The sequence below is a fragment of the Bradyrhizobium sp. AZCC 1577 genome, from assembly GCF_036924575.1.
Classification (GTDB): Bacteria; Pseudomonadota; Alphaproteobacteria; order Rhizobiales; family Xanthobacteraceae; genus Bradyrhizobium.
In genome coordinates, this window is record NZ_JAZHRQ010000001.1 from 4909570 (window position 1) to 4921143 (window position 11574).

Sequence of the window (11574 nt, forward strand, 5' to 3'; positions counted from 1 at the left end):
TTCCGGCCATTCTGGCCGGTAACTGGCGAAACCTGCCCGTATTTCGAGCTTTTGCCAGCCGTTCCTTTTCGGCCCAGTGTGCTTCCCCCGCAACAGCAATTTCGCGGGAACTGCGTATAGTCACGCTACTGGATTTTGGGAATCGGCGCTCGCGCACCTCTAGAGCGGTGGCGCACCTAGGGTAAGGGACTTGAAAATGAAAAAGGTACTGCTCGCTCTGACCGCGGTGGCGGCAATGACTGGATCGGCCGTTGCGGCTGACCTCGGGGCCCGTCCCTATGCCAAGGCTCCGGCGCCGGTCGCCCCCGTTTATAACTGGACCGGCTTCTACATTTTCGGCGGCGCTGGCGGCGGACTGTGGGCAGCCGACAGCAACCTGGTGACTAACCCCGGCGGCGTCGCGATCAGCCGTGACCAGAGGATGGGCGGAAGCGGGTGGTTCGGAACGGTCGGTATCGGCTACGATTGGCAGTTCGGTGGCAGGTGGGTGGCCGGTGTCTTCGGTGACGGACAATTCGGTGACATCCGTGGCTCCATCAACGAACCGGATTTCGCTTTTGAGGGACGTGAAAAGCTTCGGACCAGCTATGCGGCTGGCGTGAGGCTGGGTTATCTCGTCGCGCCGAATGTGCTGTCTTACGTGAACGGCGGTTACTCCGGTTCGGAGTGGTCCGGAGCCAGCTATTCTACATTGGGCGCGGCAGGCGGACCGGTGGTGTTTACTACCCCCTCCTTCACCCGCAACGGCTGGTTCATCGGCGGCGGCGTCGAGAACAATCTGGACATCTTCGGAATCTCCGCACCAGGCTGGTTCATGAAGACCGAATATCGGTCGGCTTTCTATGACCGCGCTACCCTCCCGGAGACGTTCACGCCTGCCTTCGGCGGCGGAATCACCGGCAATTCGGTTACCTTCAAGCCTTGGGTGCAGACCATCAGCACCTCGCTGGTCTACCGCTTCAACTGGGGCGGCGCTCCGGTCGCCGCCAGGTACTGATTTCTGCTAACTCGACAGCTCAAAAGCCCCGGCATCGCCCGGGGCTTTTTTGCGTCTGCGGGCAGCCGCGCCAACTTACCCGCTGCACTTGCTTTCACGGCCCGCCCCCTGCCACCGCCGCCTTCAGCGATCGATAGGCCCGCCGCAACCGGCACTCGATCTCGGACCAGTCCTGATCCGTCATCGCCTGCCCGCGGGCGTCGCGCCAGGCCATCGCCTCGGCGCGGCCGATACCTGACATCACGAGCGACGGATCGTCGGGATGCTTGCCGTAGGTGATGGCGGCAACGCGCGCGACCGTCACGCCGTACTGCGCGGGGCCCACGGCCTCGCGCCTTGCCTGCCACCAATCGAGCTCGAGACGCGCCGCTTCCTCAACATTGAAGCCTTCGGGCGTGGCGGACGCGAGCAAACGGTAGTAGGTCACGAGCGCGGGCAGCGCGGCGTTGGCGGCCTCGCGGGAGCGCGTCGGCTGGAAGGCTTTCGCGGCCCTAGCCGCCGCCAAGGCGATCCAGAAACTATCGAGCGGCGAGAAGCCGAACTGCGTCCGCGACAGCTCGTAGAGATGGTAGAACAGCGCGGGATAGCGTTTGTCGTAATAGTCGCGCCACATCACCGTCTCGAGCCGCGCGATGTCAGCCGGATCGAAAGCGCGCAAATCAGCTTTCCGCGGCCACGACACATAGGCGCCAATGGCAATCAGAATCAACGCGAGCGCTAGACAGATCATTCGGCAGCTCATGATGATCCTTGATGATCCTTGGCGATGCCGCAACTTCAGGCCTTGCGAAGCCGGCCGGCTTTCTATTCGATCGGAAGCTACGGCCGCCGCCGGCGATGGTTTCCTGCAGCGGCCCAAAGACAACCGAAGAGAATGCCGCACCGCGTCCCCACGCCAGGCGGTAGGAGGGAGGAAGCCATGGCCAGATCCCTTTCAATCATCGGCTTTCTGGCGCTTGCGATCGGCCTGTTGTGGATCGGCCAGGGCACCGGCGCGATCCCTTGGCCGTCATCGAGCTTCATGATCAACCAGCTGCAATGGGCCGGATATGGCGCGGTGCTCGTCGCCGTCGGCCTGATCCTGATCTGGCAAGGCAACCGCTAGATTCGTAGGGTGGGCAAAGCGACTTGTCCGCCGTAGCTCAACGAGCGAAGGCGGAAGCGTGCCCACCATCCTTCACTCGCTCTGAAAATGGTGGGCACGGCGCGAAGCGCGCCTTTGCCCACCCTACGAAAACCAAAAGCAAACGGACGACAACAATGACCACAAAACTCTTCGACCTCACCGGCAAGGTAGCTATCGTCACCGGCGGCAATGGCGGCATCGGGCTCGGCATGGCCCGGGGCCTCGCGGAGGCCGGCGCGGCGATCGCCGTGGTGGGCCGCAACGAAGCCAAATCGGCCGATGCGGTCGCGGAACTTGCGCAAGGCGGCGCCAAGGCGATTGCGGTGGCGGCTGATGTCACCGACCAGGCAGCGGTCGCGGCGATGACCGAGCGCGTCGTCCGCGATCTCGGCCGCATCGATATTCTCGTCAACAACGCCGGCATCAATATTCGCAAGCCGCCGCATGCGCTCGATATCGCCGAGTGGAACAGCGTGATCCAAACCAACCTCACCAGCGCCTTCCTGTGCTCGCAGGCGGTCTATCCGGCGATGAAAGCGGCCGGCGGCGGCAAGATCATCAATATCGGCTCGATGATGTCGATTTTCGGCGCCAGCTTCACGCCAGCCTATGCCGCGAGCAAGGGCGGCATCGTGCAGTTCACCCGCTCCTGCGCTTGTGCCTGGGCAGCCGACAACATCCAGGCCAACGCCGTGCTGCCGGGCTGGATCGACACTGATCTCACCAAGCGCGCCCGCCAGGAGATCGACGGCCTGCATGAGCGGGTGCTGGCGCGCACGCCGGCGGCGCGCTGGGGCGGGATAGACGACTTTGCGGGCATCGCGGTATTTCTATCCTCGGCAGCGTCGGATTTCGTCACGGGCACGGCGATTCCAATTGATGGCGGGTATTCGATCATGGGGTAGCCAAAGACGGCTTGCCTGATCCTCGGCCTGCACGAAAAAAGCCCCGGCCAAGGCCGGGGCTTTTGCATCGTCTCTGGATTTCGGTACTTGGATCAGTATCTGGCGACGACCGGCCCAGTCGGCCACGGATTGAACTTGTAGCTCACCCGCGCCATCACAGCATCGACATCCGCATCGACGTTGCGGAAGGACACTCCTCCAGGAGTGCAGGTGACCAACGCCAGATTACAATTGTGCTGCTTGCTATCGAACTCGTAGTGCTTGTAGTCGACGCCGAGGATCAGGTTGTCGAGAACCGCGTATTCGAAACCAACGCCGGCGTACCAACCGCCATGCGAAGCACCGGCATGGTCCGACGTAATGCCGGTTCCGTTGAGGAGGATCTGGGTGTCGATGTCAGCCTGCGCGTAGCCGCCCTGGCCATACACCATGAAGCGGTTCCAAGCATAACCGACCCGCCCACCGATATACCAGATGTCATTGACGCGGCTTTGGCAGGAAAGGCCAACGACCAAGTTGCAGGCGCCGAGGGCGCCGGTGCCGGCGGTGGTGTTAAAGCCGTTGTCGAGGGCGTTGTAGCCGCCTTCGATACCGAGGACGAAATTGCCCCACTGCTTCTGGATTCCGGCAAAGCCGCCGTAAATCAAAGCGGCGTCGCTGTTACCGGTGCTCCAGAGGAAGGGCGGAGCATTGAAGAAGTTTCCGGCGGTGTCGTGCCAGGCGCCGCCAACCGCGCCGCCGACATAGATACCGGACCAGTCGTAGGTAACGACCGGGGGCACCACGGGCGCTTTCGCGATGCGCGCCGGCATGTCTGCGGCGAACGCGCTCACCGCGCTGGCGGCAAGGATGGAAGCAGCGAGTACCAGTTTCTTCATGTTGTTACCCCTTATTCCCACGGAATTAGACATCTAAGACCCAAAATCATGACTAACCTTACGGAGATTCTCGCCCTTTGGCTGTCACCCGGTTGCTACAATCGCGGGTATTGTGGTCGGTAGCCGGCATTTGCGCGTATTTTAAATACCGTCGCCATCAACTCCTGGTTCTTGGCCCTAGGAACGGCCCTGTATCCTATTTACGGCGTTCCACATACTCTGGGCGCACGCCTAAGCCCACGAACCGCGCCGTGACGCCCTGCAGCCAGGGCACCGCGGTGACCAGCCGCATGACCAACGGGACCTTCAGCGGCTGGTTGCCCGGCTTCAGCGCAGCGTTCACGATGTTGTTCTGCACGACGACCTGCATCCGCTGCGTCATCTTCACCGGAAATTCGCGCCGCCGGCGCACCGCGTCGAGTTCGTCTTCGGACGGGCAGCCACTTACCAGCTTCGGCGCCAGCAGATTCGCCGTCGCCACCGCATCCTGAACCGCGAGGTTGACGCCGACGCCGCCGATCGGGGACATCGCATGCGCGGCGTCGCCGATGCACAATAGCCCCGGGCGCGTCCAGCGCTTCAGCCGGTTGACCGCAACCCTCAACAGCTTCACGTCGTCCCAGCTCTTCACCTCGGCAAGTCCCGGTCTCAGGACCGGCGCCATGCGCGCGATGTCGTCGAGCAGCGCGGGCAGTCCCCTCGCCCTGACCGCGTCGTACTGCCCTTTGGGAATGACGAATGCGCATTGCCAATAGTCGCCGCGGTCGAAGGTCACCATCATCTTGCCGGGATCGACCCGCGCAAACAGGCTCTCGCTTTCGTTCTCCCGCTTGCCGGCGCGAAACCACAAGACATCCATCGGCGCGCCGATTTCCTCGACCTCAAGGCCAGCGCATTCGCGCACCAGCGAATGGCGTCCGTCGCAGGCAACGGTCAGGTCGGCCTCGATATCGATGATACCATCCGGCGTCTTCGCCTTCACGCCCGTGACGCGCTCGCTGTCTCGAATGAGATCGATCGCTTCCGTCGACATCATTACCTTGAGCGAGCCGAACCGCTTGCCGCTTTCGCGCAGGAAATTGAGAAAGTCCCACTGCGGCATGAAGGCGATGAAGGGATATTTGACGCCAAGCCTGCTCAGGTCGGCGAGCCGCACCGTTTCGCCGCCGAACATGCCTTGCATCTTCTGCAAGCGCTGGTGCGGCAGTTTCAGGAAGCCGTCGATCAGCCCGAGTTCGTCCATCACCTGCAGCGTCGAGGGATGCACGGTGTCGCCGCGAAAATCGCGAAAGAAGTCGGCGTGCTTCTCCAGCACCACGACGTCGATGCCGGCGCGGCCCAGCAGATATCCGAGCATCATGCCGGCCGGCCCGCCGCCGACGATACAACAACGTACTTTCATCGCTCGCTCCTGTCGCCGGTTTGCCCGACGAGGCAGCATCGATCATCTGCCAGGCATCGGCAATGCAATATGCGGCGCGAAAGCCATTGCGCGGATGTTTGGCTTGTCGAAAACTGAACCACATCCACCCCGTCGTCCCTGCGAACGCAGGGACCCATACGCCGCGGCCGTCGTTGTCGTGCTGGATCGATAACGGCTTCCTTCAAACAACGTACATTTGTGGTTATGGGTCCCTGCGTTCGCAGGGACGACGGAGGAGAGCTGCTCCGAGGTGCCCGTGATGCAATCGAGGCCGCGTCCGCTACCGCCTAAAACTCTTGATCTCGGAGACGCTGCCGTCGCGATAGGTCAATTCCACCGAAACCGATCTGGTCGCCGGCGCAAGCTTCAAATAGGGCTGCGCATCGTGTGGAATGACGCTGGGATCGCGAGTGTTGCAAGGCGGCATTTTCAGCACCTTGTCGGGCACCGCGCTGTCGATGCCGACGCGCACTTCGCGGATCGCGCAGCGGTACGACATCAAGTGCGTATAGTAGACCAGAAGCCCGTTGTACTCGCGGAACGACAGCCAGCTCGTCGCGGTCATATCGAGAATCTTGCGCTGGTCGCGGATCAGCGCAGCCTCGGGATCGAACCGGATCGGGAACGGCCCCTGCAACTCGCCATTGGTGTCGACATAGCGCACCTGGATGATGGCCGCCGAAGCATCGGCCGGCAGTTCGACCGACGGGTTGGGCATCCGCTTGCGGGTCCGCGGATCGAGCGTATCCATGAAGCCGGTCTCGCGGAAATCGCCGCTGTCGCCGATCCGCCAGGAAATACCGAGCGTCGGATCGGCGATCGAGAACACCACGGTCCAGCCGCCATTGTGACGCGAGAACATCGCGATCGGCGCGTTGACGGAATCGTTCTGCGGCTGCAGGCGCTGTACCGGAGGCAAAGCTGCAAGCTTTTGCAGCGGCTCGGCGGGCTTCGCCGCCTCAGGCTGGGCCTTCGCCAAACCATTCAGAAAAACGTCGTCGACCATCTGGTCGAAGTAAACCGGGATCTGCTTGTGGTGGACGGTCTCTGCCAGTTCGCTGACCGCGCGCCGCGTGCGTTGCGCGACCTGCACGAGATTGACGCCGGGCTGCGTCAATTCCTTCGCGAAGGTTCGCGTGAACACCGAATTGGGATTGGCGTCGTCATTGGAAAGCCGGTCGAGCGCGGTCTGCCGCGGCCCGGCCGAGAAGATCGAGAACACGCCTTCCGGCAATTGCGTCATCGGCGCGAGACCGCCGCCGCCGGCAACCGCACGCGTACCGGCGCGCTCGAACGGATTGTTGCGGCAGGCATCGAACACCAGGATGGCAGTGCGCACCTTGCGGTTCTGCATCCGCTCGATGATGCGGTCGGCGAGGATCGAGGCGTCGCGCACGAGCTCTTCCTGGCCTTCGGTCGCCGCCGGCACGTCAGTCGGCAGCAGGAAATTCTGGCCCGCGATTTCAAAACCGTGGCCGGCATAGAAGAAGAACGCGGTGTCGCCGGCGTCGACCGCCTTGTCGAAGGCCAGCAGCGTCTGGCTGAACGCCTGCCGGTTCTGGTTTTCCGCCACCATCACCGTGAAGCCGAGCTGCTTGAGCGTATCGCCCATGGTGCGGGCGTCGTTGACCGCCTTCTGCAGCTTGGGCACGTTCCGGTAGTCGTTGTTGCCGACCACCAGCGCGACACGCTTTTCCGCCTGCGCGGGGACGGTGAGGGCCGCCATGCAAGCTGCAAGGGTCGTCACCGCGAGCAATCTGGAAAGCCAACGCTTCATCGAAATCCCCCAGCGCACGAATGGTCCTGGTTTAGGCCGTGCAAAGCCGCTTCATGCCATAGTCGGCATCCCGATGCCCACGGTTCAACGGCTCCGGTTGATAGGAATACAGCGGCTCGGTTTGACGGCCAAATGACGGTTTTGGCCGTTATTTGTGCGAAAACATTAAGCTTTTTCGCTATATGGTCAGTTCCCAGATTGACTTTGGCCATTTCGACCCTATGTTCGCGCTCAACGCGGCCTTGGATCGAAACGCGATTCTCTAGGTTAGCCGCTCGTCTGCGTAAGTCAGAGCCCCCAGCTTTTCAAAAGCGCGCCGTTTCGGGGCAAAACGCGACAGCATTTTTACCTTCGATTCCGAACGGCGGTGTCGACTAGAGGCTCAATGTCTTTTTCCCATCTCGGTCTTTCCGATAAGGTCCTCGCCGCAGTTGCGGCTACCGGTTACACCACCCCTACTCCCATCCAGGAACAGGCGATCCCCCACGTTCTGGCCCGCCGCGACGTCCTCGGCATCGCCCAGACCGGCACCGGCAAGACCGCCGCCTTCGTCCTACCCATGCTCACTTTGCTGGAAAAGGGCCGCGCCAGGGCACGGATGCCCCGCACCCTGATCCTTGAACCGACCCGCGAACTTGCGGCACAGGTGAAAGAGAATTTCGACAAGTATGGCGCTGGCCAGAAACTCAACGTCGCGCTTTTGATCGGCGGCGTCTCGTTCGGCGACCAGGATTCCAAGCTGACCCGTGGCGTCGACGTCCTGATCGCAACTCCGGGCCGGCTGCTCGACCACACCGAGCGCGGCGGCCTCCTGCTCACCGGCGTCGAACTGCTGGTCATCGACGAAGCCGACCGCATGCTGGACATGGGCTTCATCCCCGATATCGAACGCATCTGCAAGCTGGTGCCGTTCACGCGCCAGACCCTGTTCTTCACCGCGACGATGCCGCCGGAAATCAGCCGCATCAGCGAAACCTTCCTGCACAATCCTGAACGAATTGAAGTCTCGCGCCCGGCAACCACGGCGACCGGCGTGTCGCAGTTCAAGGTCAACGGCGGCCGTGAGCCGCACGAGAAGCGCGAGCTTCTTCGCCGCCTGTTGCGCGACGCCAAGGACCTCAACAACGCGATCATCTTCTGCAATCGCAAGCGCGAAGTCGCTGTCGTTCACAAATCGCTGCAGAAGCATGGCTTCAGCGTCGGCGCCCTGCATGGCGACATGGACCAGTCGGCGCGCACGGCGGCGCTCGATCAATTCCGCAAGGGCGATATTCCGCTGCTGGTGGCCTCCGATGTCGCTGCCCGCGGCCTCGACATTCCCGCCGTCAGCCACGTCTTCAATTTCGACGTGCCGCATCACGCCGACGACTACGTGCACCGCATTGGCCGCACCGGACGCGCCGGCCGCGCCGGCACCGCGATCTCGATCGTGACGCCGCTCGACAGTAAATCGATCGCTGCAATCGAACGACTGATCGGGCAAACCATTCCCCCCGCCGAAGGTGACTACGCCGTACATTCGGACTCGTCCGAGGAGACCGATCAGCCGCGCGAGCATCGCGCGCGGGAAGGCTCGCGTGGCGGGCGCAAGCCGCGGCGCGAACGCGAGCCGCGACACGCCAGGGATTCTGATAAGCGCCGCGACAAGAGCGCCGATCGTGAAACGCGGCAGGCCAAGGGCACGGGCCGCAGTGCGAGGCCGCAGCCGGAGGCCGCCGCCTTTTCGCCGCCCGCCCCTGCGCAGCCTTCGCGCGTGCCCTCGATCGGGCGACCCGAACCGCGGCGCGCTCACCGCGAGGTCGAATCGGAGCCTGCCGATCACTCGCACCTTCCTGCATTCCTGTTGCGGCCCATTCGCGCCCGCGTCTGACAAGCGTCGATTTGCTGCGGCCGGAACTGTTTACCGGCCGTTCATCCTCCTCCGTTAACCTGCGGCGATAATTTTAATCATTGCTGCACGGCAACGACCGGCGCTACTCGCTATTGGGGACGGATCAGTGGTCAAGCTGCTGGACGAGCACGAACGCACGATGGCGTTTGCCGAAGTCGCGTTGGGCCAGATCAAATCCCTCAGGCAGACCGCCGTCCCACGCAACTATGAAATCTGGTACGTCTACGCGACTGGATACAATGCTCCCCTCAACAAGATCATCAACGAGACGCTGGCGCGCAACGGCAAGCTGAGCGAGTCCGATCTCGAACAGATCTACGAAACCTATCTCTCGCACATCAAGGCCTCCGACCGCATCGACAAGGTCGGCGCGCGCGTGATCGGCGAGATCGACGACGTGATGACCCTCATCACCGCGGCGCTCGCGATGTCGGAGAGCTATGACGCCAAGCTGAGCGGCGCGAACGAAAAACTCAGGAACGCCAAAAGCGGCGATCAGATCAAGGCGATCGTCGACGGTCTGATGAAATCGACGCGCGAGATGCGCGAGACCAACAAGGCGCTGGAGAATCGGCTGGCGTTGTCTAGGACCGCGATCAGCAATCTGCAGCACAGCCTCGAAGCGATCCGCGCCGAGAGCCTGACCGATCCGCTGACCGGATTGGGCAACCGCAAATATTTCGACCGCTCGATCGAGATGGCGGTGCGAACGGCGATGGCGAGCGGCGAACCGCTGTCGCTGATGATGTTCGACATCGACCATTTCAAATCGTTCAACGATTCCTACGGCCATCTGACCGGCGATCAGGTGCTGCGGCTGGTAGCGATGTCGCTGAAGCAAACCATCAAGGGCCAGGACATCACCGCCCGCTATGGCGGCGAGGAGTTCGCGGTGGTGCTGCCGAATACCGGGCTGCGTCAGGCGCTGACGGTCGCCGACCACCTCCGCCGCGCCGTCATGGCCAAGGAGTTGAAGAAGAAATCGACCGGCGAAATTCTCGGCCGCGTCACCATCTCGGTCGGCGTCTCCATGCTGAAGCCGGACGACGACACCGATTCGCTGATCGAGCGCGCCGATGCCTGCCTCTACGCCGCCAAGCGCAACGGCCGCAACCGCGTGGTCTGCGAAGTCGACCCCGAATACGCCGCCGAGACCCGCAGCCAGGTCGCCTAGGCGCCAGCTATTTGCCCCGCGCCTTCCTCGTGCCCGTGGCCTTCCGCTTCGCAGCCGGCTTGCCCGCGGTCGTCCCGGACACCTTCGCTTTCTCTACCTTGCGCGCCTTCGGTCGCTTGCGCAGAGCTGCGCGCTGCGCCGCGGCCAGCGCTGCCCTCGCCCATCCGGCCAGTTCCTCGGAATCGTCGAACAGACGAGCCGGCAATTGCCAATACGAATTCACCGTGACGGTCTTGGCTCGCGTCTGATACTGAAATGGGGTTGATCCCTCGGCCTGGAATTGCGGGATCGTTTGCTCGTCGGCACGAAGATAGAGTCCCGCCCGCAGCGCGAGCGCGAAATTGGTACCGTCGGCGGAAATGCCGAAACCTGAAAACATCCGGCGGATGGTGACCGGCCCGAAATCGGCAAACAGGTCGATCAGGAAATCGCGGTCCATGGCTCACCGCCCCCGGCGATGCGGTCGTTAACCCTTCGCCGGCGTCAGTTGCACCGACTCGCCGCAGCCACAGGCGGAAACCTGGTTCGGGTTGTTGAAGATGAACTGCGCCTGGAGCTTGTCGGCCTTGTAGTCCATCTCAGTGCCGAGCAGGAACAGGACCGCCTTGGGATCGACCAGAATCTTCACGCCCCTGTCCTCGACCACTTCGTCGGTCGGGCGGATCTCGTGGGCGTATTCCACCGTATAGGATTGCCCGGCGCAGCCGCCGTTTTTGATGCCAACGCGCAAGCCAACGATCTCGGAATCGGCCCGCTTGGTCAGCTCCGTGATCCGCGCAGCCGCCGCCTCGGTCAATTTCATCACCTGCGGGCGCGGCCGCGGCTTCGGCTTGGAAGACTGTACGGTGGTATCCATTGCAGTCGATCTCCGGCGTCGCATCGTGGCGACGAGCTATCATGGCATTAAAATAACAACGAAAATCCCGCTGTGAAGGCCCCTCGTCATGAACTCACTCAGAACCCGTCGAAACCAGCCGCAAGCATTCTAGTAAATCGCCCAAATTCCCGGTGTCGCCAGTTCCAGCAAATGGCTGTCCGGGTCGCGGAAGTAGATGCTCTTCCCGCCGCGCGGCCAGTCCGTCCTGCCTTCGATCGCGACATCGTGCTTGTCGAGTGCCTCTTCCCACACCGGCAGCTCAGCCGCCGGAATGGCAAAGGCCATATGAACGGGGCCGCTGCCATCATGCGGCGGAATGGTGCCGCCGGGGAGTTGGATCGTCTCAGGCGCCGAGCCGCGGCGAAACAGCAGCAGCACGTTTCGTCCACCGACATCGAAAGCAACGAACCGCGGATCCGCCGTCAGCGCTTCCAGACCCAGCACCTCCTCGTAGAACGCGCGGGCGCGGTCGAGGTCATCGACGTAGAGTGCAGTCTCGATGACGCCGGATAGCTTGGGCAATAGG

At 62.7% G+C, this 11574-nt stretch carries 12 protein-coding genes; 5 read left to right on the plus strand and 7 right to left on the minus strand.

Translation table 11 applies throughout. The annotated features are described in order from the left end of the window. Positions 1–196: 196 nt before the first annotated feature. On the plus strand, positions 197–997 hold the full coding sequence (locus V1278_RS23315; RefSeq protein WP_334382317.1) for an outer membrane protein: 801 nt from the start codon (positions 197–199) through the stop codon (positions 995–997). 94 nt (positions 998–1091) lie between these two features. Here V1278_RS23315 and V1278_RS23320 read toward each other — a convergent pair whose 3' ends face one another. Beyond that, positions 1092–1727: a hypothetical protein gene (locus tag V1278_RS23320; protein WP_334382318.1), complete on the minus strand. Its 636-nt coding sequence runs from the start codon at positions 1725–1727 to the stop codon at positions 1092–1094. A 189-nt stretch (positions 1728–1916) separates the two neighbouring features. Here V1278_RS23320 and V1278_RS23325 point away from each other — a divergent pair, with 189 nt between their 5' ends. Both V1278_RS23325 and V1278_RS23330 read left to right on the plus strand, forming a co-directional pair. Beyond that, positions 1917–2102 (plus strand): hypothetical protein, encoded by a 186-nt coding sequence (locus tag V1278_RS23325; RefSeq protein WP_334368771.1) that lies wholly within the window; start codon positions 1917–1919, stop codon positions 2100–2102. Between the two features lie 155 nt (positions 2103–2257). Continuing rightward, the gene (locus V1278_RS23330) at positions 2258–3028 is read left to right on the plus strand and encodes an SDR family NAD(P)-dependent oxidoreductase (protein WP_334382319.1); all 771 of its coding nucleotides are present in this window, start codon (positions 2258–2260) and stop codon (positions 3026–3028) included. A 92-nt stretch (positions 3029–3120) separates the two neighbouring features. Here V1278_RS23330 and V1278_RS23335 read toward each other — a convergent pair whose 3' ends face one another. From V1278_RS23335 to V1278_RS23345, 3 genes are all read right to left on the minus strand, one after another. After that, complete coding sequence (locus tag V1278_RS23335; RefSeq protein ID WP_334382320.1) at positions 3121–3906, minus strand: outer membrane protein; 786 nt, start codon at positions 3904–3906, stop codon at positions 3121–3123. A gap of 196 nt (positions 3907–4102) precedes the next feature. Continuing rightward, entirely contained in the window at positions 4103–5308 is a 1206-nt protein-coding gene (locus tag V1278_RS23340; protein WP_334382321.1) for an FAD-dependent oxidoreductase, read from the minus strand. A gap of 301 nt (positions 5309–5609) precedes the next feature. Beyond that, positions 5610–7106 carry a caspase family protein gene (locus tag V1278_RS23345; RefSeq protein WP_334382322.1) on the minus strand — a complete coding sequence of 499 codons (1497 nt, stop codon included), beginning with the start codon at positions 7104–7106 and terminating at the stop codon, positions 5610–5612. Between the two features lie 385 nt (positions 7107–7491). On the opposite strand from V1278_RS23345, the gene V1278_RS23350 reads away from it, so the two are divergent. After that, positions 7492–8976, plus strand: coding sequence for a DEAD/DEAH box helicase (locus tag V1278_RS23350; RefSeq protein WP_334382323.1), 1485 nt, complete (start codon positions 7492–7494; stop codon positions 8974–8976). Between the two features lie 127 nt (positions 8977–9103). Continuing rightward, positions 9104–10171: a GGDEF domain-containing protein gene (locus V1278_RS23355; RefSeq protein WP_334382324.1), complete on the plus strand. Its 1068-nt coding sequence runs from the start codon at positions 9104–9106 to the stop codon at positions 10169–10171. A 7-nt stretch (positions 10172–10178) separates the two neighbouring features. Here the strand turns inward: V1278_RS23355 and V1278_RS23360 are convergent, their stop codons facing one another. The 3 genes from V1278_RS23360 to V1278_RS23370 all read right to left on the minus strand — a co-directional run bounded on the left by V1278_RS23360 (position 10179) and on the right by V1278_RS23370 (position 11570). After that, entirely contained in the window at positions 10179–10610 is a 432-nt protein-coding gene (locus tag V1278_RS23360) for a TfoX/Sxy family protein (protein ID WP_334382325.1), read from the minus strand. Positions 10611–10637: 27 nt separating this feature from the next. Continuing rightward, the gene (locus tag V1278_RS23365) at positions 10638–11027 is read right to left on the minus strand and encodes a HesB/IscA family protein (protein ID WP_334368761.1); all 390 of its coding nucleotides are present in this window, start codon (positions 11025–11027) and stop codon (positions 10638–10640) included. A 129-nt stretch (positions 11028–11156) separates the two neighbouring features. Continuing rightward, positions 11157–11570, minus strand: coding sequence for a VOC family protein (locus V1278_RS23370; RefSeq protein WP_334368760.1), 414 nt, complete (start codon positions 11568–11570; stop codon positions 11157–11159). Positions 11571–11574: the final 4 nt, after the last annotated feature.

Coding starts and splice junctions, on each gene's coding strand:
- V1278_RS23315 (WP_334382317.1), top strand. CDS start 197: ATGAAAAAGGTACTGCTCGCTCTGACCGCGGTGGCGGCAATGACTGGA.
- V1278_RS23320 (WP_334382318.1), bottom strand. CDS start 1,727: ATGATCTGTCTAGCGCTCGCGTTGATTCTGATTGCCATTGGCGCCTAT.
- V1278_RS23325 (WP_334368771.1), top strand. CDS start 1,917: ATGGCCAGATCCCTTTCAATCATCGGCTTTCTGGCGCTTGCGATCGGC.
- V1278_RS23330 (WP_334382319.1), top strand. CDS start 2,258: ATGACCACAAAACTCTTCGACCTCACCGGCAAGGTAGCTATCGTCACC.
- V1278_RS23335 (WP_334382320.1), bottom strand. CDS start 3,906: ATGAAGAAACTGGTACTCGCTGCTTCCATCCTTGCCGCCAGCGCGGTG.
- V1278_RS23340 (WP_334382321.1), bottom strand. CDS start 5,308: ATGAAAGTACGTTGTTGTATCGTCGGCGGCGGGCCGGCCGGCATGATG.
- V1278_RS23345 (WP_334382322.1), bottom strand. CDS start 7,106: ATGAAGCGTTGGCTTTCCAGATTGCTCGCGGTGACGACCCTTGCAGCT.
- V1278_RS23350 (WP_334382323.1), top strand. CDS start 7,492: ATGTCTTTTTCCCATCTCGGTCTTTCCGATAAGGTCCTCGCCGCAGTT.
- V1278_RS23360 (WP_334382325.1), bottom strand. CDS start 10,610: ATGGACCGCGATTTCCTGATCGACCTGTTTGCCGATTTCGGGCCGGTC.
- V1278_RS23365 (WP_334368761.1), bottom strand. CDS start 11,027: ATGGATACCACCGTACAGTCTTCCAAGCCGAAGCCGCGGCCGCGCCCG.